13 protein-coding genes are annotated in these 23,710 nt (G+C 38.0%); 10 read left to right on the top strand and 3 right to left on the bottom strand.

The window, feature by feature from the left end:
* Window positions 1-103 precede the first annotated feature (103 nt).
* Entirely contained in the window at window positions 104-1,855 is a 1,752-nt protein-coding gene (locus AC13DP_RS07495) for an ABC transporter ATP-binding protein (RefSeq protein WP_347407052.1), read from the bottom strand.
* Window positions 1,856-1,991: 136 nt separating this feature from the next.
* Here AC13DP_RS07495 and AC13DP_RS07490 point away from each other — a divergent pair, with 136 nt between their 5' ends.
* A complete protein-coding gene (locus tag AC13DP_RS07490; protein ID WP_347407053.1) occupies window positions 1,992-2,963 on the top strand; it encodes a helix-turn-helix domain-containing protein in 972 nt (323 codons plus the stop codon).
* Between the two features lie 130 nt (window positions 2,964-3,093).
* Here the strand turns inward: AC13DP_RS07490 and AC13DP_RS07485 are convergent, their stop codons facing one another.
* Both AC13DP_RS07485 and AC13DP_RS07480 read right to left on the bottom strand, forming a co-directional pair.
* Window positions 3,094-3,573, bottom strand: coding sequence for a GNAT family N-acetyltransferase (locus AC13DP_RS07485; protein WP_347407054.1), 480 nt, complete (start codon window positions 3,571-3,573; stop codon window positions 3,094-3,096).
* Window positions 3,573-4,010, bottom strand: a complete 438-nt coding sequence (locus AC13DP_RS07480) for a GNAT family N-acetyltransferase (RefSeq protein ID WP_339814401.1) — start codon at window positions 4,008-4,010, stop codon at window positions 3,573-3,575. Before AC13DP_RS07480 ends, AC13DP_RS07485 begins: the two co-directional genes overlap by 1 nt.
* Before the next feature lie 84 nt (window positions 4,011-4,094).
* On the opposite strand from AC13DP_RS07480, the gene AC13DP_RS07475 reads away from it, so the two are divergent.
* The 9 genes from AC13DP_RS07475 to AC13DP_RS07435 all read left to right on the top strand — a co-directional run bounded on the left by AC13DP_RS07475 (window position 4,095) and on the right by AC13DP_RS07435 (window position 23,678).
* On the top strand, window positions 4,095-4,526 hold the full coding sequence (locus AC13DP_RS07475) for a MarR family winged helix-turn-helix transcriptional regulator (protein WP_339814402.1): 432 nt from the start codon (window positions 4,095-4,097) through the stop codon (window positions 4,524-4,526).
* Between the two features lie 793 nt (window positions 4,527-5,319).
* A complete protein-coding gene (locus AC13DP_RS07470; RefSeq protein WP_347407055.1) occupies window positions 5,320-8,481 on the top strand; it encodes a SusC/RagA family TonB-linked outer membrane protein in 3,162 nt (1,053 codons plus the stop codon).
* A gap of 11 nt (window positions 8,482-8,492) precedes the next feature.
* Window positions 8,493-10,385, top strand: coding sequence for a RagB/SusD family nutrient uptake outer membrane protein (locus AC13DP_RS07465; RefSeq protein WP_041578652.1), 1,893 nt, complete (start codon window positions 8,493-8,495; stop codon window positions 10,383-10,385).
* A gap of 55 nt (window positions 10,386-10,440) precedes the next feature.
* Window positions 10,441-13,485, top strand: a complete 3,045-nt coding sequence (locus tag AC13DP_RS07460) for a SusC/RagA family TonB-linked outer membrane protein (protein ID WP_483067493.1) — start codon at window positions 10,441-10,443, stop codon at window positions 13,483-13,485.
* A gap of 24 nt (window positions 13,486-13,509) precedes the next feature.
* The gene (locus AC13DP_RS07455; RefSeq protein WP_228251905.1) at window positions 13,510-15,252 is read left to right on the top strand and encodes a RagB/SusD family nutrient uptake outer membrane protein; all 1,743 of its coding nucleotides are present in this window, start codon (window positions 13,510-13,512) and stop codon (window positions 15,250-15,252) included.
* A 28-nt stretch (window positions 15,253-15,280) separates the two neighbouring features.
* A complete protein-coding gene (locus AC13DP_RS07450; protein WP_228251906.1) occupies window positions 15,281-16,315 on the top strand; it encodes a DUF5627 domain-containing protein in 1,035 nt (344 codons plus the stop codon).
* Between the two features lie 25 nt (window positions 16,316-16,340).
* The gene (locus AC13DP_RS07445; protein WP_483067492.1) at window positions 16,341-18,035 is read left to right on the top strand and encodes an endo-1,4-beta-xylanase; all 1,695 of its coding nucleotides are present in this window, start codon (window positions 16,341-16,343) and stop codon (window positions 18,033-18,035) included.
* Window positions 18,036-18,174: 139 nt separating this feature from the next.
* Window positions 18,175-19,335 (top strand): endo-1,4-beta-xylanase, encoded by a 1,161-nt coding sequence (locus tag AC13DP_RS07440; RefSeq protein WP_483067491.1) that lies wholly within the window; start codon window positions 18,175-18,177, stop codon window positions 19,333-19,335.
* A gap of 272 nt (window positions 19,336-19,607) precedes the next feature.
* On the top strand, window positions 19,608-23,678 hold the full coding sequence (locus AC13DP_RS07435) for a hybrid sensor histidine kinase/response regulator transcription factor (RefSeq protein ID WP_483067490.1): 4,071 nt from the start codon (window positions 19,608-19,610) through the stop codon (window positions 23,676-23,678).
* The last annotated feature ends 32 nt before the right edge of the window (window positions 23,679-23,710 follow it).

Genomic DNA, 23,710 nt, shown 5'->3' with positions numbered 1-23,710 from the left:
TCCACCATCTACTTCCAAATCCAAGGTTTTACTTAATATTCATCCTTGGTTGGTATAGCCGGCTTTATTGACATTTCATGTTTTGTATACTCATTTTGTGTGTTTATTGGATGACAAAGTTTTTGGCCCTGTTGTGTGCATCCCACATTCGTTGGTAGAGTTTACTGGTTTGCAGTAGATCCTGGTGTTTGCCTTTGCTCACTATCCTGCCTTTATCAAACACCAGAATTTGATCGGCATTGGTAATAGAGCTTAGTCGATGGGCGATAACGAGCACTGTTTTGTTTTTAATCAACGCACTAAAGGCCTTTTGTATATGGTATTCACTTTCAGGATCTGCAAAGGCGGTGGCTTCATCCAAAATCAGGATGGGGGCATCTTTAAGTATTGCCCGGGCCAGTTGAATTCTTTGCTGTTCGCCCCCGCTAAGATGAATGCCCGATTGCCCAAAACGGGTATCATACCCATCGGGAAGGCTAGTGATGAGTTGGTGGATTTGTGCCGCTTTTGCTGCATTTTCCACTTCTTCAGCAGTTTTATCCATGCCCATTTTTATATTTTCATAGATAGTCTGTTGAAACATAAAACTGTCCTGAAAAACAAAGGATACCAATTCCATCAACTGCTCGGTGGGATACTCTTTTATGTTTATTCCGCCAATCGAAATGGTACCGTTATTCACTTCCCAAAACCTGGAAATCAACTGACCTACGGTACTTTTTCCAGCACCGGACGGGCCAACCAGAGCGGTAATGCTGCCCTCAGCAACGCTAAAATTGATTTCGTCCAGTACTAGCTGGTCTGATTGGTAAGCAAATGAGACATCTTTAAATAGAATTTCATAGTTGTCAGGTCGTTGACGCTCACTTTTTTCTTCTAAAACATCTTGGTCCAGCAGCGCGTCTATCTGTTCTACACCCCTGTTGATGATGGAAAGTTGTATGCCCATATTGTTGATGGCAAAGAGGGGTTTGATATAACCTGTACCCAATATGAGAAAGAGAAGTAGGGTGGCCAGGGAAATCCCATTTTGAAAATACAAGTACAATCCCAGGGCCAGCACCGGTAATAGGGCATTACTGGTAAAGCTCATAAAAACGGCAAATGCGGGTGTACTGCTTTTTATCCATTGTTGTACAAATCCGTAGAAACGCTTTACTGTATGACCGTATTTTTCGAAATTTTCAGCAGATTGCCCAAAAATTTTCATCACCGGAAGCGCTCGCACATATTCAACAATACCAGCGTTCATATTCTCCAGTGATTGATGGTAATTTTGAATTAGTTTTTTGTTTTGATTGCCGTACATTTTGGGGAGCAAGACAGCAACAACAAGTAAGGGTACAGCGCTGATGGCAGCCAGGCGCCAGTCTTGTGAAAAAAGATAGCCAATAGTAAGTAGGGGTAGGGCCACACCTTTAACAAAATCCGGGATTTGATGTGCAATAAAATTTTCGATACGTTCTACATCGTCCGATAGTACTTTTTTGAGCGCACCTGAGTTTTTATTATTCAGGTATCCCATTGGGAGTTTCCCTACCTTATCAATAATGTATTTTCTTAATTCATATAAAATACGGTAAGCCGCAATATGAGATAGAATGCCCGATACATAGAGCACAACCATACTAATAATTGCTGCAATGACCGCCTGGAAAATATAGTTGCGGGTCAAGCTAAAATCTACAGGAACCCGGGTAAGTTCCCTAATGATATAAAATACGAGTACATAGGGCACTAAACTTAAAATGGCGTGTAGCAGAGCAAGTGACCCGGAAGCTATAAGGAGATTTTTGCGCCTTCCCGCAATTTCCAGGAGCCTGAAAATTCCTTTTTTTATCTTTCTTTTTCTCATTTATAGTGCTCTTATTAAGAATTGTTCTAAATAATTATAACTTTGGCCAAAATTACTGGCAACTTGTTTATGGGGTGTTGGTAAAAAGGAGTAAAAGCTCCGCAAAAAGGAATAATTCGATTAAAACACATACAGGATGCACATCAGTTTATATGCGGAAGATTTTGAAATCAATCTTTTCCAAAGTGCTTTACCGCTAAGTGGGGAGAATGGGATTAGCGAAAATAAAACCGCTTTTAAAGGCGAATTTGGGCAGGGTTATTATAAAGAAATTGCTTTCGAAGGGGTGCATATTGGTTTTGGCAATGTATCCCTAAAGGATCGGATAAAACTTTTTTTTGAAAGCGACCTGGAGACGGTAGAAATGCACTTTGCCTTAAAGGGAAAAAGTAATGTTTGTGCATCCAGTTTTAAAAATAACGTACGTTTTCAAGACCATCAGCACAATATTGTGTATGCCAAAGGTATTTGTGGGGAAATGATTTGGGAAAGTAAAGAATTGCAACTTTGTGAGATTAATCTAAGCCCTTCGTTTTTTAATAAATTTTTACCTGAAGACAACAGCTTATTCGAAAAATTCAGAACCAGCATAGAAAAAGGTAATTCCAACTTACTTACACAACAACATTATCACATTAATCATCAAATGTATGAGATTATTGATGGGATAATGAACTGCCAGCGTCAGGGAATTTTTAAGAAAATGTATTTGGAAGCAAAAGTAATTGAACTCTTATTGTTGCAATTAGAACAATTTTCTGAACAGGATAACTGCCCTACTTCCCTCAAAAAAAAGGATATTGACAAGATGTATGAAGTGAGGGATTTTATGCTGAATAATATAAGTGATACTTCTTCGCTTCTGGAGTTGGCACATCGCGTTGGGACCAATGACTTCACATTGAAAAAAGGATTTAAAGAGGTATTTGGCACTACGGTATTTGGTTTTTGGAAAGAAGCAAAAATGGAACAGGCCAGGCAGTTGATCGCGCAGCAGGGAAAAAGTGTTCAGGAGGTTGCCGAAGCTTTAGGCTATAGCAATGCCCGGCACTTCTCTACAGCCTTTAAAAAAACCTATGGCATTTCGCCTGGTTCTTTAAAAGCGTAAAGGATTGCTACATTCGATTGAAGGGCGTTCAAACGGGAAGTATGTGGGTCATAACTATTAAATTCAATTTAAATTGACCATACTGGCTAGTTGATTATTCATAATAGTATGCTGAAAATTAAGATAGTAGCTATACCAACGTTTTCAGCATCCAGATGTTACAGGAAGAATGTCCTGAATTTCCTAAACGTTCATCCAGGCTTTTAAAACCCAATTTTTTGTACCACGAAACTGCATTTGAGAATTCCGGCAAGCTTTCCAGGTAAAGTTCCCGGTACCCAAATTGCAGGGCAGAAGCCAGAGAAGCCTCCATCAATTTTTTGCCCAAACCTTTTCCACGAGCTTCTTTGCCGATGTAGAATTTAACCAGTTCAGTACAGCCCTCAGGTAAGCCTTCGGTAGGATATACACCGCAACAACCTACGATTTTCCCTTCATCTTCAGCTACCCAAAGTTCAGCTTTTTCTATTCTGAAGCATTCATAAAGGCTATTCGTGGCCGCATCTGAATACACCGTTCCTTCTTTTGGTGCATTATATTCTTCGAACACGCTCTTAATCAAGGTGGCCACTATTTTATTATCGGTTCTTTTTATTTGTCTAATTTCCATTAGTGTAGTTCTAATTTCATATGATTATGCGGTATGCCTACCTCTGTAAAAGTTTCGCCGTAGGGGGTAAAACCTGCTTTTTTATAAAAGTCGACCGCATAGTGTCGGGAATGGCACTGAATCTCTTTTAAGGATTTACTTTTGGCAAAAGTGATGATTTCCTTAAGCAATAACTGACCTACACCTTTTCCCTGAACATCGGGATCTACCGCCATTTGTATCAATTGCGCCAAGGTTTTATGTTCTTCAGAAGGAACCAGCACCGCACAGCCAATCACGTTGTCATTTTCTAGTGCTACAAAATGCCAAGAGCGCTCGTCGTGCATCTCCCAGGAATGATCGGGAATCCCAAGGGGACGTAGCAAAACTTTATTGCGAAGCTCGCGCATCTCCTGATAATACGGAGAATGCGTATTTATATTTTTTATACGGATCATTGCTGAATTTTAGTATAAGATGTTGTATATTACTTGACAAAAGCAAATATAATTAAAAATACTTGATGTAAGCAAGTAAATTTTATGAACGAGATTGAAATTATACATAGCATTCGAAAATTCAACCGTAATTATGTAAGAAGTATTGGCTTGTTAGAAAAAAGCTTTTTAAATACGGGGTATTCGCTTACCGAGTCTCATATTTTATATATCGTTAAAGAACAGGGTAAGACCACCGCAACCGAAATTAATAAGGTATTGAATTTGGATGAAGGTTATTTAAGCCGAATCATCAAAAAACTGATTTCAAATTCGATATTGACCAAAGAAAAATCAAAAGACGATAAGCGCGTTTTTAAAATTAGCTTAACAGAAAAAGGCATCAAAGAACAACAAAAGCTCGACGATTTATCTTCCGATTCCGTAGCCGGTATTATTTCACATTTATCCCTTCCTGAACAGGAAGAATTGGCGCATTCTTTTAATAAGATCATGGGCTTACTGTATGGGGAATGAGTTGTGGATAGTTTTTATTATAATATTGATTTTAATTTGTTTCTAGGAAAGATGCAATGACATGTCTGGATTAAAATTCAACGACTCAGTTTCTAAAATAAAATGAAGCTTTCCATATTTATTCTCCCTTCTTACATTTTCAGTCACAATTTTTATAATTGAAATTTCTGACTACTTCGCATATTTGTTAAAGAAATGCTATTATTTATTAATATTGATGTTCAGGATTCCTTCTGAATTATATCAATTTTTTTTTCATTCTACTTTTCTATCAGATTTTAATTTCTCAAATTTTAAGTTCTTCAATGATTTAGCTTATAATTCTGTGATTATTTAAAATTCTTTAATTCAGTGTGTTAAGTGTTGCTTTCATTTCATTTTAGTAGAAGATTACATATTTATTTTCAGTAATGTAACCTAGCGTAAAGTAATTGTAACAACTAGTTTTTTGTTAAGGATTATTAACAGATATATTTGATTTCGTTAACGATAACTAAAAATTTACAGGATCAAGTATGATGTTTCTGTTAAATCATTAAAAATAGATGTAAAAATTACGGTTATGGTAATAGTAGCACTGTAATTATTTAATACTGGTCTAACTGATTCTTAAAATAGATAAATGAGAGAAAAATTTACACTTCAAATTAACACTAGCGTTAAAAATAATTATTCAGCCAAAAAACTGTAATCGCAGTTATTTTTTTAAATCAAAAACTACAACGTTATAGTGATTCTTTTTTGTAGGCAACGTAAAAGCATCTCCCTCTAATTGAATTTAAAATTAAAAAGTATGAGCATAAAATTACTTAACCCTCCTCATCTCGTAAAGTTTCTTGTGATAGGAGTGTTGTTTAGTTTCTTTTTTTCGTCGTGGATTTATGGAAATAATATTGATTTTCAGAATACTATTACAGGTACAGTAACCTCTTCTGATGATAACTTACCTGTACCTGGGGTAAATATTTTTGTGAAAGAGTTGCCTAATGTAGGTGCAGTTACAGATATGGATGGAAACTATAGCATTCAGGCTCCTGCAGATGCAACTTTAGTATTTAGTTTTATTGGTTTTAAAACCATAGAACGAAAGGTAGATAATCGTACAGAAATTAATGTTGTAATGGATTCAGATTTGGATGCTTTACAGGAGGTTGTTATCGTAGGCTACGGTGAGCAAAAGAGGGAAACAGTTGTTGCGGCCGTAGTGCAGGCTAGTGGTGAAGAGCTGGAACGTGCCGGCAATGTTCCTAATATTGGCTCTGCGCTTGCGGGTAACGTGCCTGGAGTTATTACCACATCAAGTACGGGGATTCCGGGTGGTGAAGATCCACGAATTTTTATACGGGGCCAAAGTACCTGGAATGATTCCAGTCCGCTGGTACTTGTTGATGGTATAGAGCGTCCACTAAATACTATTGCCATAAGTTCGGTAGAATCAATATCAGTGCTTAAGGATGCTTCTGCTACCGCAGTATATGGGGTAAGAGGTGCAAATGGAGTGATTCTTGTGACTACTAAAAGGGGTAAAACAGGAAAAGCGGTTATTAGGGCCCGACTCAATTCTACTGTAAAAACAGCCTCAAAACTCCCCGGTAAAAAAGATGCTTTTGATACTTTTCTGGTTCGTAATCGGGCTATCGAAAATGAACTTTCACTTACGCCAGAGTCCTGGAGTTTCTTTCAGACTCAGGATATTATTGATAAATATCGTTTTCCTGCAAACTTAACTGAAGCAGAGCGCTACCCTAATGTAGACTGGGACAAAGCTTTATTTAGGGAATATGCTCCTTCTTATAACGCTAACTTAAACATAACTGGTGGCTCTGAGATCGTTAAATATTTCGCGGGAGCTGATTTTCAATATGAAGGGGATTTAATAAAGCAATATGATAATAATAGAGGTTATCAACCAGGTTTTGGATTTAACCGTTTAAACGTTCGTACCAATCTGGATTTCAAGCTTACCTCAAGTACTGTATTAAAAGTAGGTCTTTCGGGTTCCTATGGAGTGCGTAAAACACCGTGGGGGTTTGGTGGAGGAGATTATGGGTATTGGATTGCTGCCTACTCTACTCCGCCAGATATTTACTTACCTCAATACTCTGATGGTTCATGGGGGTATGATGCACCTTCAGGTGGAGGCGAGGGGAATGCGATCAGGAACCTTGCAATAAGCGGAGTACAATTCGTAACAAATACACAGCTTCAAACCAACTTTACACTCGAGCAGGATTTGGATGTAATTCTTGATGGGTTAAAGTTTACAGGTACTATTGCCTTGGATAATACCTTTGTGGAGGCAAATCGAGGAGTTAATGATCTTTATAATGATCCGCAAGAAAAGTATATTGATCCAGAAACGGGGATCGTAACTTATCGTAGGACTTATGATGCTAATACCGGATTTGATTATCAACAGGGCATAAAATGGTCCTCTTCTTCAGGTGATGTAAACAATGATGCTACGTATCGTAGGTTATTTTACCAGACCCAACTCAACTACGCAAAAAACTTTGCCGGAAAGCACGATGTTACAGCAATGGGGCTTTTTAATCGAAATGAGTTTGCAACCGGTAGTGTATTGCCTTTTTATCGTGAGGATTGGGTGTTTAGAACTACTTATGGATATGATAACCGGTACCTTATCGAATATAACGGCGCCTATAATGGTTCTGAGCGTTTTGCAGCAGGTAATCGTTTTGCATTCTTTTCATCAGGAGGATTAGGGTGGAATATCTCCAACGAAGCTTTTATGAAAGAAGTAGACTTTATAAACAACCTTAAGTTAAGAGCTTCTTATGGGGAGATTGGAGATGATAATGTGAACGGAAGATATTTATACTTAACACAATGGTCTTATGGTGGCCAGGCCCGATTAGGTACCGTAGGAGAGCAGGCAGAACAAAGTCCATATGTATGGTATACAGAATCTGCCGTAGGAAATCCCGATATAAGCTGGGAAAAAGTGAAAAAATCAAATATTGGTCTCGATTACGGTTTTTTTAATAATTCGATCAGTGGTAGTGTGGATTTCTTTCGCGATGAACGTGTAGATGTATTGATTTCAGGAAACCAGCGGGCAATCCCAGAATATTATGGAACAACGGCACCGGTAGCCAATCTTGGAACTGTGCAGAACCAGGGTTATGAAATAGTACTTAACTTAAATCATTATTTTGGAGAGAACCTGCGTCTTTGGGCAGATTTAAATATGACCCACGCACAAAATAAGGTGATTGAAGGTGATAACCCAGAATTGTTACCTGAATATCAAAAAAATAACAATAAAGCAATTGGTCAGGCCTATTCTTATATAGATAATGGATTTTATAATACCTGGGACGAGCTATATGGGACTACACCTTTTAATACAGACGACTCCCAAAAAATCCCTGGTGGATATCAAATTGTAGACTTTAATGCAGATGGGATTATAGATGGTTTTGATAATGTACCTTATGCTTTTGCCGGAGCACCTCAAAATACCTATAACGCGACTGTAGGATTTGATTGGAAAGGCTTAAGCGGATTTGTACAATTTTTTGGAGCTAATAATGTAACCAGGCAGGTTGTTTTTAATAGCCTGGGAAATCAAAACAATATCGTTTATGATGAAGGATCATATTGGAGCAAAGATAATACCAACGCAGATGCTCCGGTGCCAAGATGGGTGACTACTACCAATGGCGCGGCTAACGGTTCACGGTTTTTCTACGATGGCTCTTATGTGCGCTTAAAGAATGCTGAAATTGCTTATACATTTCCTGCTGAGTCTAAGATCTTGACAAGCTTCGGTTTTGAAAGCCTTCGCCTATTTTTAAATGGAAACAACTTGTATATCTGGACTAAAATGCCTGATGATAGAGAATCAAATTTTGCAGGTACCGGTTGGGCATCACAAGGAGCTTATCCTACTGTAAAACGATTCAACTTCGGATTGAATATCACCTTTTAAAAATTATTATTATGAAAATTTATTCTAGAAACTTAAATAGATTTTGTCTGGTGATTGTAGCTACCCTGGTATTCTCTTCTTGCGAGGAATACCTGGATAAAGAACCTGAATCAATCATCTCTGAAGAAGAAGCATTTAAAAATTTTACCAACTTTCAGGGTTTTACGGAAGAGTTATATCACTGTATTCCTGACTTTTCCAATGCCTATTGGACCAATTCGTGGAACTGGGGAGATGATGAAATCACCTCTGCCGACATGAATTTTCACGTGATCCACAAGTTTGATAATGGTAACTTCTGGGGGTGGCAAACAGAACATGACGGTTGGGGAGCTTCCTGGTTAAACCAGGCAGACGCTTCACGTAACGATGATCGTATGCAAAAAGACTTATGGAAAAATGGATGGTACGGATTACGTAAAGTTAACCTTGGTCTTGAGAATCTAGATCTTTTAGTTGATGCTACTCCGGCTGAGCGTGATTTTATTGAGGGGCAGCTATTATTCTTTAGAGGCTGGTTTCACTTTCAGATGATTCAATATTTTGGCGGCATGCCTTATATCGATTATGTATTACCCAGTGATGAGCCTTTAAGACTGGCAAGACTTAGTTACCATGAATGCGCAGATCGTGCGGCTGCCGACCTAAGGGAAGCTGCAGACTTGCTTCCTGTAAACTGGGATGATACGCAGCCGGGAGCAGCTACCAGAGGAAAAAATGACCTTAGAATCAATAAGATCATGGCTCTGGGATATTTAGGTAAAAACTATCTGTGGGCTGCAAGTCCGTTGATGAATTTGGAGTCAACAGGTTCTCGAGAATATAATTCAGATTACGCTAAAAAAGCTGCAGATGTTTTTGGTGAATTATTAGCGCTTTGCGAAAGTGGTGAGGCACCGTATTCTCTGGTTCCTTTTGAAAACTATAGTGTTAACTTCTATACTACAGGCCAGGGGTGGCGTATCCCCGGTGGGACTGAAGCCATTTTTAGAGGCCCGTATTTTGGGGCGAATGGTTCAAACTGGGGAACTAGTAAACAATATCAGCCTGCAATAATTCAGGATGGAAGTAACTTTATGCCAACGGCAAACTACGTGAGCTATTATGGGATGGCAAATGGATTACCTATTGAAGATATAACTAAGCCAGACCCTGCTTCTGGGTACGATCCACAATATCCCTGGAAAGATAGGGATCCAAGATTTTATCATGATATTATTTATGATGGAGTACAGGTAGTTCAGGGAGCCATGCCCGCCGATGTGGAGCAGCATAGATATGCAAATCTTTATACGGGAGGTAGCTACCGGGATGTTAGTACCGGTAGCCGATCTGGATTTCTTAATTATAAGTTTATACCTATTACTGCTAACCGTTATGATGATGGCTTTAACTACGGTGCAAACTTAAACCTTCATTTGCCCTGGATGCGTTTGGCCGATGTGTATTTAATGTACGCAGAGGCGGCAGCTATCGGGTATGGCAGTCCAGAAGGGAAATCGTCAAACTATTCCAAAACAGCAATAGAGGCAGTTAATGTGATACGAGATCGTGCAGGTGCAGGGCATGTTTCTATAGGAGAGGGTGCTGTAGCCGCTGGTCTTGATGGTTTTATGAGTGAAGTGCGTCGTGAGCGTGCCGTAGAATTGTCGTTTGAAGGACATCGTTTTAATGATTTAAGAAGATGGTTATTGCTTATTGAACGACCTTATACCTTAAAAACATCTTTAGAATTTGACCGGGCTGGCGATTTTAATACTGAAGATCCTACCGAAAACCGGGTACTTAACTTAAGAGAAGAGATTATCCTAGAGAGAGATTTTTCTACTAAACATTACTGGTTGCCTCTTAAAAATGCAGATACCAATATGTATGTAGAATTCCCTCAAAATCCGGGTTGGTAATTTCTCCAATCTATTTTAGGCAGCATTTTAATTTATAATCCAAACGCAGAATTAAATGAAATACTTACATACAAAAATTGTCTTGTTTGCTTTAATTGTTCTTATTGGACTCGAGCTAAGCGCTCAGACCGAAGAGCAAATAGCTTTGGAGGCTCATATTTTGAATGAAAATAGAGAACCTCTTGAAGGTGTTTTGGTTCAAAGTGAGCAGGACGGTACTTTTGCAATTACTAATGAAACCGGTGAATTCTCAATTGATGTGAGCCCAGGAGCACTTTTAAAAATCTCGGCAGATGGTTTTGTAACAACAACCATAACAGCAGAAGAGTACCAAAATGAGATTATACTTATTAAATCTGGTGACGGGAACGTACAAACTGCTTATCGTAAAGTAGATGAAGAAGATATTATAGCCGGAGGGACTTCATTTGTTAATCTACCAGAAATTCTTGAGAAGAATTATACCACCTATAGTTTGGATGGGATCAATGCTTTTATTGGAGGTTTTAATGGAGGTAATATTTGGGGGATGAGTGATTATCTCGTTCTTATTGATGGAGTGCCCAGAAATCCGGACAGTGCTTTGCCGGTTGAAATAGAGCAAATAAGCTTTTTAAAAGGAATTACCGCAACGGCTTTATACGGTAGCCGGGCAGCGCAAGGGGTGATCTATATTACCACGAAAAAAGGAACAATAGGAAAGCAACAAATTGATGTACGCGTTGATGCCGGTTTGTTTGTTCCTAAGCGCTATCCCAAGTATTTAGGTTCCGCAGAATATATGACGCTTTATAACGAGGCCCGTGAAAATGATGGCTTGTCACCTTTATATTCTGAGGAAACTATATTCAATCACGCCTCTGGGAATAATACATTTAGATATCCAAATATCAATTTTTATAGCGATGAATATTTAAAAAAGGCTTATGAACGCTATGACGCCACCTTACAAATTTCTGGAGGTAATGAAAATGCACGTTATTATACCGATGTAGGTTTCTATAGAATCGGCAATCAGATTGATTTTGGTGAGGCCAAAAACAACAAAACCGAGCGTTTTAATATACGCGGAAATGTAGACTTAAAAATTAATGACTGGATAAAGGCCTCTTTAGGAGCAAATGCAATCTACTACAATGGGCGCGGAGTAAATAATGCCAATGATCAGAATTATTGGGAGAGTGCGGCAACTACAAGACCCAATCGCTTTTCGCCACTTATTCCCATAGATCAAATTTCAGCCAATAATACTGCTGCACAAGTGCTCGCACAAAACAGTTCTAATATTGTGGACGGCAGATTTTTACTGGGTGGTACACAGCTTGATCAAACCAACTCTTTCGCAGCGATTTATGCAGGAGGGTACAATACCTATACCAGCAGGGAATTTCAATTCAATACTTCGGTAGATGCAGATCTGGAACGTGCAATTAAGGGATTAACCTTTAATGCAATGTTTGGTGTTGATTATTCCACCTCATACAACCAATCCTATAATAATCAGTATGCGGTGTACCAGGCTAATTGGGTAAATACAAACGGAAGGGATGAGATTGGTAGCTTAACCAGATACGGTCAGGACGCCACGAACGGGATTCAAAACATTAGCAACAGTGCCTATCAGCAAACCCTGTCTTTTTCCAGTCAGCTAAATTATAAGACGAAGTTTGATAAAGATCAACATTTCTCGGCAATGTTGGTGGCAGGAGGCTGGCAGCAAACATTTTCAGGGGAATATCACCGGTTGAGTAGTGCAAATCTTGGACTTCAGCTTTCGTACGATTATAAAAGCAAATATTACTTCCTGTTTAATCAGGGCATTGTGCATTCTGCAAGATTTGCAGAAGGAGAGCGCACAGGGTATTCTCCTACCGCTACAGTTGCATGGAAGCTAGGTCGTGAAGCTTTTTTAGCCAATTCTTCGATTGTTGATGATTTAGAACTTTCAGTGTCTGCCGGAATATTGAGTACCGATATGGGATTAGATATTAATGAATATTATTTATATCAAAATGTCTATACCCAAACAGATGGGGCCTGGTTTAGCTGGAGAGATGGAGCGCTTACACGATCTACCGATTCCAGACAGGGAGGGAATCCAGATTTAACTTTTGCGAAAAGAAAGGAAATTAATGTAGAGCTTAAAGGTTCGTTGTTCAATAATACCCTGGATATTCAGACGGCTTTCTTCCTAAATAGAATGAAAGGTAATATTATACAGGCATCTGTTTTATACCCAAGTTATTTTTCAACGGGATATCCTAATAGTTCGTTTATTCCCTATATCAACTATAATAATGATGATCGGGTAGGAATTGATTTTGATGTAACCTATAAAAATAAAGTAGGTAATATTGATTTTGCCATAGGTGTGGCCGGTATTTACTATGATACCGAGGCAGCAAGGCGTGCCGAGATGTTTGAAAATGACTATCAGTATCGCGAAGGAACTCCGCTGGATGGAATGTGGGGGCTTCGTAGTAATGGCCTTTTTGCCAATGAAGAGGAAATTGCCAATGCGCCCAGTCAGGAAGCTTTAGGTGATGTTGCTCCCGGTGATATTAGATATATTGATCAAAACGGGGATGGTATTATTAATGATCAGGATCAGGTTTATCTGGGCAAAGCAGGATGGAATGGGGCACCGTTTTCAGCGGGATTACACGTAAGCGCCACCTGGAAGAATTTCACCTTTTTTGCTCTGGCTACAGGTCAGGCTGGAGCGCAGGCAATGAAAGATAATTCGTATTTCTGGATTGACGGGGAAGATAAATATTCAATAACAGTAAGAGATCGATGGACCCCCGAAAATGCAAATACAGCCACGTTCCCAAGGCTTACAACCCAAAATGCTTCTAATAATTACAGAGCTTCAGATTACTGGTTGTATAGTACAGATCGTATTGATTTGGCTAAAGTACAACTCAGTTACGATTTGCCTTCAAGTATACTTGGGGATGGACTTTTCAAAAACTTCAACATTTATATAAGCGGTGCTAATCTGTTAACCATATCTTCAGAACCCGAATTAATGGAATTGAACATAGGTGATGCACCACGAACCCGATTTTATAACCTGGGAGTAAAAGCTCTGTTTTAAATAATCTATATGTATTCAAATAGCATGAATAATAAATTAATAGTTCTTTTAATAGCAGTCTTGTCGCTTACAAGTTGCGACGACCTTTTTGAGCCCGCAATAGAAAATAACCGCGACCTGGAAGATGCTTACGGAGAAGCCACTTACGCAGAAGGACTGCTGCTTAACGGCTACTTAAGAATACCCACTCTTAACTGGAGCTTCAATGATGTGGCTACAGACGATGCAGTGAGTAATGATATTGACAATAATTACCGAAGAGCAGCCACTGGGCAGTGGGCGTCAAACTTCAATCCTTTTACGCAATGGCAAAGTTCGAGATCAGCGATTCAGTATCTTAACATTTTTCTCTCTGAAGCCGATAACGTAGAATGGTCTACAGATGAGAATATAAATGAACTCTACAACAGACGTTTAAAAGGGGAGGCTTATGGCCTTCGAGGGCTGCACATGTATTACCTGTTGCAAGCACATGGTGGTTTTGCAGATGGCGAATTATTGGGAGTACCTATTATTCTTGAACCAGAAGATCCACAATCAGAATTTAATGTTCCGCGGGCGACTTTTGCCAATTGTATGGAACAATTACTTAATGATCTTGAAAAAGCCGATGAGATGTTGGCGCTTGATTTTGAAGATATTGATGATCCTAGCTTGCTTCCAAGTGGTATCACGAATACTAATGATTTTAATCGCGTTTTTGGAGAGCGGGGGAGACAGCGTTTAAGCGGTCGTATCGTTAAAGCAATTAAGGCACAAGCAGCACTTTTAGCCGCAAGTCCCGCTTATAGCGAGGCAAGTGGGAATACCTGGCTTCAAGCTGCAAATTTTGCGGGAGAGGTATTGGCGTTAAATGGTGGTTTAGCAGGTTTGGCACCAAATGGACATACCTGGTATACGAATACTGCACAGATTGCAGATTTAGGAGGAGGTGTTAACCCTCCTGAAATTTTATGGAGAGGTGATGTTGCTAACAGTAACAATCTGGAACAGGATCATTTTCCACCCACCCTTAATGGAAACGGAAGGCTAAATCCTACACAAAATTTGGTGGATGCTTTTCCTGCGGCTAATGGATATCCTATTTCAAATGCAGCCAGTAGTTATAATCCAGATGATCCGTACGCTAATCGAGACCCGCGATTACAAACGTATGTTTTGGTAAATGGCGCTACAGCAGGGGTAAATAGCAGCACGATCGTCACCGCTGTAGACGGTACCACCAATGATGCCATTAACAGGGAAGCGACTTCTACCCGTACTGGATATTATTTAAAAAAATTATTGCGTCAGGATGTTAATTTGAGTACCACCACCACTACAGAACAATTGCATTACAAACCGCGTATACGTTATACAGAACTTTATTTAATTTATGCTGAAGCAGCAAATGAAGCCTGGGGACCTACCAGTAGCGGTTCTTATGGGTTTTCTGCCTATGATGTGATTGCTGCTATACGGGAGCGTGCAGGTATTACTCAGCCAGATGCTTATTTAGAGTCTATACGCAATGATAAAAGCGCAATGCGCGAACTTATACGCAATGAGCGTCGTCTAGAGTTGTGTTTTGAAGGCTTCCGTTTTTGGGATTTGCGTCGCTGGGGGCTTGATCTTAACGAGCCCGCCAGAGGGATGGCTATAGAAAATAGTGATCCAGAGGTGATCACTGTAGAACAACGTAATTATCAGGATTATATGCAATATGGTCCGGTGCCCTATAATGAACTTTTAAAATTTGAAGCTCTTAAACAAAACAGAGGTTGGTAAACCTCCCCGAAAAAATAATTAAATAGCAATGAAAAATAATATTCTTATATTTCTATTCCTTAGCGTAGTCCTTTTCAGTTCTTGTGAAAATGGAGACTGGGATTTTCCCGACTACGAATATCAGGTGGTCTATTTTGCGTATCAATACCCGGTACGTACCATTACACTTGGAGAAGACATTTTTGATACTACCTTAGATAATGAAGGTAAATGCATGATTATGGCCACTATGGGTGGGCTTTATGAAAACAAGCAAAATGTAACTATAGATGTTGAGGTAGACAATTCTCTGGTTGATGGGCTTGTTTTTGAAGGTGCAGGAAATGAAGTTCTTGCGCTTCCATCATCACATTATACGCTGGCGTCTGATAATATCGTGATCCCAAACGGAGAGCTTTCCGGTGGGGTAGAGGTGCAGCTTACCGATGCTTTTTTTGATGATCCTAAATCTTTAGAAAACAATTATGTAATTCCGTTACGTATGTTAAATGCAACGGTGGTAGACTCTATTTTATCTGGAGAGCCACAAGTGGCTACACCAAGACGCGGTGTGGAAACCGACTGGGCAGTGCTACCCAAAGATTTTATTTTTTATGCAGTGAAGTATATCAATCCATGGGAAGGTTTCTACCTGCGTCGTGGCGAGGATGTAATCACTGGAAAAAATGGAAATACAGTATTGGATCGTACCGAAGTAAGACGTGAAGATTACGTGGTGGATGATGAAGTGGTTATGCTGGATACTCAATCCAGATGGCAGGTGAATTTACCTTTATCGATTCAGGATATTGAAGGAAATGATCTGAACATCGTTTTATTACTCAATTTTGATCAGGAAGGAAATGTAAATATTAGTTCTTCCAATCCTTCCCAATACACCGTGACCGGTAGTGGCAGCTTTATAAAAGATGGAGAGGAAAATAGTTGGGGGTCAGAAGATAGGGATGCACTCTATCTTTCCTATGAAATAGAAACGGATGAGCTGAACATTACTACTCAGGATACTTTAGTGATGCGTAATCGAGGGGTGGCGATGGAGACCTTTAAACCCGTTTTAGAATAGTATTAAATCCTTAAAACAATCAAAAATGATGATTAAAAAAAGTACTGCAAAGGGATTTTTATGGATTTTGATATCGCTGGGAGTTTTAGGATGTGCAGATATGGATCCCGTGGAATTTGATGTTGAAAAACCTTTGAGCATCAAAAAACAAGAAGAATTAAATAGTTTAGAAGAACTAAAAACTTATACATCCGATGATTCTCGCTTTAAACTGGGAGCAGGAGTTAGTATGAGTGCATATAATGCACAGGGGGCGATGTTTTCCCTAACGAATGAGAATTTTCAAGAAGTTACAGCAGGTTATGGTATGAAGCACGGTGCCATTGTAAACGATGATGGTTCCCTTAACTTAACATCAGTTAATGAATTTGTTGAAAATACCACAGAGCAAGGCGTTACTATTTATGGGCATACCCTAATGTGGCATGCCAATCAAAATGCTTCTTATTTAAAGAGTGCAATAGCGCCTAAAGAAATACCGCTTCCGGATGGGCCGGGCTGGATGGTTTTATTGGATCAATCTTTTGAGACCGATGATGCTACGGGGTATCAAACGAATGGTCCTAACGCGCCAATAGCATTTACCGCCGAAGGAGAGGGATATAATGGGGTTGGACGCGCTTTAAAAATTGTGAATGCAGAGGTAAGGGCTAATGATTGGGGGTCTCAGTTATTTGTGACTTTTCCTAAAGTTACAGAAGTAGGTCAAAAATATCGTTTGGAGATGGATGTACGTACAGAGATAGCTGCTTCTTTTCCAACCCAGGCACATACTGCACCGGGGGGGTATAAATACTGGAACTTCTTTGGTAGTATAAGCTCCACTCCAGAATGGAAGCACATCAATGTGGAAACTACTATTGATGCGAATACTTCTGGCTGTAATACTATCGCATTTAATCTTGGAGCTAACGCCACGACCTATTATTTTGATAATATAGTGGTAAGCTGGTATAACTCGAAAGGAGTGACATATGAAGAACGAACACCTGAAGAAAAAAAAGATACACTTAGCGCTCATCTAGAGAAATGGATCGAAGGTATAATGACTGCTTCAAAATCGAATACTCATGCCTGGGATGTGGTTAATGAGCCCATGGATGATGCTAATCCTTACGAGCTTAAAACGGGGGTAGGCAAAACCGATTTGGCTGAAGATGAATTTTACTGGCAGGATTATTTAGGTAAGGACTATGCAGTTACTGCTTTTAAATTGGCAGAAATGTACAGCAATCCTGATGATTTACTTTTTATAAACGATTACAATCTGGAGTATAACCTGGATAAGTGTAAAGGCATTATCGAATATGTAAACTATATAGAAGAGCGGGGAGCTCGTGTGGATGGTATAGGAACCCAGATGCATATTAATATAGATTCTGATAAAGCAAAGATTACCGAAATGTTTCAGCTGCTTGCAGCTACCGGTAAAATGATTAAAGTTTCTGAACTTGATATTGGCGTAGGTGTGAAAACCACTGAGGCAAATGAAGAACTATATGTAGCTCAAGAAGAAATGTACAAGTTTGTAATGGATCAGTATTTCAGCCTGGTTCCTAAAGCTCAACAGTACGGGATAACCATCTGGAGTCCTACCGATAGTCCGGCTTCTTCATCCTGGAGAGCAGGAGAGCCCATAGGTTTATGGACAGAAGGATTTACCCGTAAACCTGCCTATCGCGGAGTGGTAGAAGGATTGGGGGGAATAGATATAAATTAATTGTTTGTGTTAGATCACAAAGAGCCTAATGGGCACATTACATTGGGCTCTTTTTTATTTGAATTACCTCTTAAACTTGGACCTTTCATAAAATCAACTCGTGATTCTATCGTCCACATATGCTTTTAATACTGAATTAATGAAAAACCTATTTTACTTTTTTGCTATCCTATTGTTTTTTTGGAGCTGCAAGCCAAATCGGACGCAATCTGATACCGCAATGTCTGATACCGCAACATTTGAAACTGAAAAACCTCGAAAGCTTAAAGATGCTTTAAATGGCAAATTTTTAATGGGCACTGCTCTTAATGTGCGCCAAATAGAAGGTTTTAATCCAGCCGAAATGGAGATTGTGAAAACGCATTTTAATTCCATTGTTGCAGAAAACTGCATGAAAAGTGGGCGTCTTGTGCCTCAAAAAGATCATTATAATTTTGATACTGCAGATAAGTTTGTAAAGTTTGGAGAAGATAATAATATGGTGATTCATGGGCATACCCTGGTATGGCATTCTCAAACCCCACACTGGTTCTTTAAAGATAAAGCAGGTAATGAAATCGATAAGGAAGAACTTAGCAGGCGTATCAAAGATCATATCAACACGGTGGTAAACCGTTATAAAGGGCGCATAAAAACCTGGGATGTAGTCAACGAAGCAGTCCTGGATGATGGCTCTTTACGTAAAAGCAAGTTCTACAATTTACTGGGCGAAGATTTTATAAAAATAGCCTTTGAAACAGCTCATAAGGCAGATCCGGATGCTGAACTTTATTATAACGATTATTCAACTTCTATTCCTAAAAAACGAGAAGGCATCGTACGGATGATTAAAAAGCTACAGGCACAGGGTGTACCTATTCATGGTGTAGGAATGCAGGGGCATGTAGGCTTGGACTATCCAGAACTGGAAGAATTTGAAAAGACGATTGAAGCTTTTTCGACTCTTGGATTAAAAGTAGCGGTAACCGAATTTGATATTACGGTGCTGCCTTCACCCTGGGAAAATCAGGGGGCAGAAATTTCAGCAAATTTTGAATATAAGGAACAAATGAATCCCTATCCTGATAAACTTCCCGATTCGGTAAATACTGCTTTTAACGCGAGATGCCTCGATTTTTTTAAACTTTTTTTAAAGCACCAGGATAAATTGGAGAAGATCACGATGTGGGGCGTTAATGATGGTAATTCCTGGAGAAACAACTGGCCTGTAGGCGGACGTACCGACTATCCGTTATTATTTGATCGTAAAAACAGGCCTAAACCAATAGTTAATCATCTTGTAGATTTAGCTACACAATAATTTCCTCCAGACAATTCGGATCCTTAGGGTAAATCATTTTTAGTTTATATTATTTACTCATAATGGTCCGGTTGTCTTCTTAATAGTATTTTTTTTATAACTCTTGGTTTTTGGTAATTTAATAAATGACAGTTTATTTATTTGCTAAATTGTTTATTCTAAATAAAAATATTGAAGTATAATTAAATTTTATTAACTTGTAGTCGATGAAACTACAACTATGAGTTGTTTTCGGTTTTTAAGGTGATTTTTTAGTTTCAAACTTTTTTAAAATGAGGTTGTATGACAAACCCATTATCCAGTTATTTTCTTTCATAAGAGAATTTTTAATTCTTTTACTTGTTTACTTCACTCATTTTGCCGGGGAGGCACAGGTAGGTAAGCTTTTTACAACAGATTCAGAAATCTCCAGTAGTCTGATTAATCAAATTTACCAGGACAATAAAGGTTATTTGTGGATAGCTACTGAGGATGGATTAAATAGATACGATGGTGCCAAGGTTACTATTTATAAGCAAAATGAGAGAGACTCTACATCAATTTTAAATAACTATGTAAAAAGTATATTTCAGGATAAAGCCGGTAGACTGTATTTCGGTTTTTTTAACGGACTGCAGTATTACGATTACGCTACTGAGGAGTTTCATTATATTCCTATTTATATTGGAGATCATTATTTATATCGATCTCATGTTACCTCATTTGTACAAAGGCAGAATGGTGATATTCTCCTAACTACCTCTGGGCAGGGAATTCTTAAAATTGAAAAGGATGGAGAAGGTCTGGCAGCCATACAACTTCCTAATCTATTGCCAGATCAATATTTCGAAAAGATTTTTGAAGATGCTAATGGTGATCTATGGGTATTAAATCAATCACATGGATTGTATAAGATTAATAGTAATAATCAGATAAAAACATATTTTAAAAATGGCGATCTTGAAACCTCTTTATCCTCTATTGAAGAGGGTGAAAACAATGATCTATATGTAGGAAGTTTAACTCAAGGACTCTTTAAGTATAACCGTAAACAAGATACATTTATACAGATAGGAGACTCCCAAAAGCTTCCTGTAAAATCCTTGTCTGTAAATGCTAAGGCAGAGGTGATGGTGGGAACTGATGGAAAAGGACTTTGGTTATACGATCCAGCGACAAATAAGATACGGGAAAATGATTTTAGCATTGCCAATTTTGATTTTACAAAAACCAAGATTCACTCTATAATTCAGGATGATGCTAACAATTTTTGGTTAGGTATTTATCAGAAAGGGGCTTTACTGGTTCCTGATAAGGCTAATAACTTTGATTATATTGGTTACCAGTCTGTCAAAAACAATATAATAGGATCTAATAGTATCACTTCGATCATTAGGGATAATGAAGGTGTGTTATGGGTAGGAACAGATGGAGATGGATTGTATGGCATTAATAAAGATAAAGAACAAACACATCATATTGCAACGGAAAGAAAACAAGGTTCGGTTAGTGTGATGAGTTTGTTTGAAGACTCTAACAATCAGGTATGGGTAGGTACATATCTAAAAGGTCTCGCAAAACTAAATCGAAAAACAAACAAACTCGATTTTATAAATGATTTTAAAGATGAGGAAGGCAATAGTATCGCGCGTATTTATGACATTATTGAAGACGAAGAACAAAACATCTGGATAGCTTCTTTAGGCTACGGCCTTTTTAAATACAATCTTGATAAAAGAATATTTGAAGACTATAACGTTTTAGATAATCAACAATCAGAAAGGATTCAAAATAGATGGATTAATTGTCTTTTATATTCTAATACTAAAAAGCTGTATATAGGAACTTACGATGGACTAACTACTTTAGATATCCAAAAAAATACCTTTAAAAATAAAGAAGGAGAAGATCATATTTTACGAAACAAAATCATTTATAATCTTTTTGAGGATGAAAGTGATAATTTGTGGATAGGTACTTCTGAAGGCTTATATTTTAAACCCAAAAATGATACAATTACAAAAGTTTACCATACTACAGATGGTTTGCCCAGCAACGTAATTTGCGCTATAGAACAAGATTTGGATAAAAACTTATGGATAAGTACGAATCACGGAATAGCGAAGCTCGAAAAAAATACGGGAGAATTTAAAAACTATTATTTTAGAGATGGGCTTCAGGGGAATGAGTTTAATAAGAGTGCATCATTTTTTGACGAGGAAGGGAAATTATACTTCGGCAATACCAATGGTGTTACTTATTTTCAACCTTCAGAAATAAAAGCATCGGGCAGCGAACTCGATTTGAGGATTACCGGATTTTATATTCAGGATCAACCTATAAAAAAGGGAATGAAATCTGGTAAATTCTCGATTATAGATAAACCGATAATTGAAGCAGATACTATTGAGCTGAATTATCGGGATAATGATTTTAGTATTGAATTTTCTTCTTTTACTTTCCGCCACCAGGAATGGATCACCTACGCTTATGCTTTAAATTCGGAAAGATGGATAAAGTTACGGCCCGGCATAAATACCGTTACCTTTAATAATTTAGAGCCGGGTAATTATACTTTTAGAGTAAAGGCAAAAGATATTGACGATTACTCGGGTGAAAAAGAATTAACGATAATTATTCATTCGCCATGGTATCTCTCCAGCTGGGCAAAAATTGGTTATTTTCTATTATTTATGGGGCTTACTTATGTAGTTATTCAAATCATTAAGAATAGACAAAGTACGAAGAAAAAGTTGTTGGAGCACAAGCATTCTGAGCAAATTAATGAAGCAAAACTGCAATTTTTAACCAACATTTCACATGATTTAAAAACGCCAATTACTTTAATTATTAATCCGTTAAACAGGTTGATTAAAACCGATTTAAGTGAAGATCGGCAAAAATTATATAAGGTAATGGAGCGAAATTCAGAAAGAATGCTCCATCTTTTAAATCAGCTTATTAATGCTCGTAAATTTGATCAGGGAAAAATTGTATTGAAATTCAGGAAAACCGAGATTATTAGTTTTATTAAAAATATTGTAGCTCTATTTGAAGATCAGATAGAGAGCAGGCGTATTGATTTTGAAATCCTTCATAGTGAAGAAGAACTATACGCTTATATCGATCCAAGACATTTTGATAAGGTTATTCAAAATCTTGTTTCTAATGCCATAAAGTTTAGTCCACATGGTGGTAGTATACAGGTGAAGATTTGCACGAATGAACAATGGAATCGTTTTGAAATTTCGATTAAAGATAATGGTATTGGTATAAAAGAAAAAGACATCAAAAACATTTTTAATCGATTCTATCGAAGTTCAGGAGATAATCAAAGGCAGTTTGAAGGTACGGGTATAGGCTTGCATCTCACAAAATCTATAGCAGAACTTCATCATGGTACGGTAAGCGCAAAAAATAATTCAGATCAGTCTGGTTGTACTTTTGTAATTACTGCTCCGCTGGGGAAAGATCATTTAAATGAAGACAATATTTTTTCAGAATCAGAAATTAGTATAGAAAATGTTTCTTATAGAGAAAGTGTTTCATATATCGCCCCTGAAGAAAACATAGAAGATGCAACTTCTAAAAAAGAAATCCCTACCATTTTTATTGTCGATGATGATGCAGAGATCAGGAATTATATTGCTTCCGAATTAAAAATCTCATATAATATTAAAACATTCTCCAGTGCGAAAACGGCTTTTCCTGAAGTAGCTAAAAATCCACCAGATTTAATAATTAGTGATGTGGTAATGCCAGAAATGGACGGTATTTCCTTTACTAGAAAAATCAAAAAAAATATTTATATAAATCATGTTCCTGTTATCCTTTTAACCGGTAAAACTGATAGAGAAACCAATATCGAAGGTTTGGAAATTGGTGTAGATGCGTATATCAATAAGCCTTTTAACATCGAGATTCTAAGGAAAACAGTAAGAAATCTAATTAAAAACAGGGTTTTACTAAAAAATACATATACCGGAAATCAATTACAGGAAGATAAGATTAAGAAAATAGAATTGAAATCTGGAGATCAGGTGCTCTTAGAAAAATTTATGGAGGTAGTGAATAAAAACATAAGTAATTCAGAGTTAAATGTCGAAATGCTGGCTGGAGAGCTAGGGATTAGCCGTGTTCATTTATACCGAAAATTAAAACAACTCACTAACCAGTCAGCCGGCGAATTGATTACAAATATCAGACTTAAGCAGGCGGCAAATTTAATCATCTCAAGTACCACAAATATTTCTGAGGTTGCTTACGCTGTAGGTTTTACCAGTACATCAAAATTCTCGACAAAGTTTAAGGATTTGTATGGAATGACACCAAGTAATTATCGTAAAAAACATTTACAGGTTTAGAGAAGGTATAGCATTATTTTTCGATATTTTTA

Source organism: Zunongwangia sp. L-65 (genome assembly GCF_056859415.1).
Note: the sequence above shows the minus strand (reverse complement) of the source record. Positions and strands in the feature narration are given on the sequence as shown.

Coding starts and splice junctions, on each gene's coding strand:
- AC13DP_RS07485 (WP_347407054.1), bottom strand. CDS start 3,573: ATGGAAATTAGACAAATAAAAAGAACCGATAATAAAATAGTGGCCACC.
- AC13DP_RS07470 (WP_347407055.1), top strand. CDS start 5,320: ATGAGCATAAAATTACTTAACCCTCCTCATCTCGTAAAGTTTCTTGTG.
- AC13DP_RS07440 (WP_483067491.1), top strand. CDS start 18,175: ATGAAAAACCTATTTTACTTTTTTGCTATCCTATTGTTTTTTTGGAGC.
- AC13DP_RS07480 (WP_339814401.1), bottom strand. CDS start 4,010: ATGATCCGTATAAAAAATATAAATACGCATTCTCCGTATTATCAGGAG.
- AC13DP_RS07475 (WP_339814402.1), top strand. CDS start 4,095: ATGAACGAGATTGAAATTATACATAGCATTCGAAAATTCAACCGTAAT.
- AC13DP_RS07465 (WP_041578652.1), top strand. CDS start 8,493: ATGAAAATTTATTCTAGAAACTTAAATAGATTTTGTCTGGTGATTGTA.
- AC13DP_RS07450 (WP_228251906.1), top strand. CDS start 15,281: ATGAAAAATAATATTCTTATATTTCTATTCCTTAGCGTAGTCCTTTTC.
- AC13DP_RS07495 (WP_347407052.1), bottom strand. CDS start 1,855: ATGAGAAAAAGAAAGATAAAAAAAGGAATTTTCAGGCTCCTGGAAATT.
- AC13DP_RS07490 (WP_347407053.1), top strand. CDS start 1,992: ATGCACATCAGTTTATATGCGGAAGATTTTGAAATCAATCTTTTCCAA.
- AC13DP_RS07455 (WP_228251905.1), top strand. CDS start 13,510: ATGAATAATAAATTAATAGTTCTTTTAATAGCAGTCTTGTCGCTTACA.
- AC13DP_RS07460 (WP_483067493.1), top strand. CDS start 10,441: ATGAAATACTTACATACAAAAATTGTCTTGTTTGCTTTAATTGTTCTT.
- AC13DP_RS07445 (WP_483067492.1), top strand. CDS start 16,341: ATGATGATTAAAAAAAGTACTGCAAAGGGATTTTTATGGATTTTGATA.
- AC13DP_RS07435 (WP_483067490.1), top strand. CDS start 19,608: ATGAGGTTGTATGACAAACCCATTATCCAGTTATTTTCTTTCATAAGA.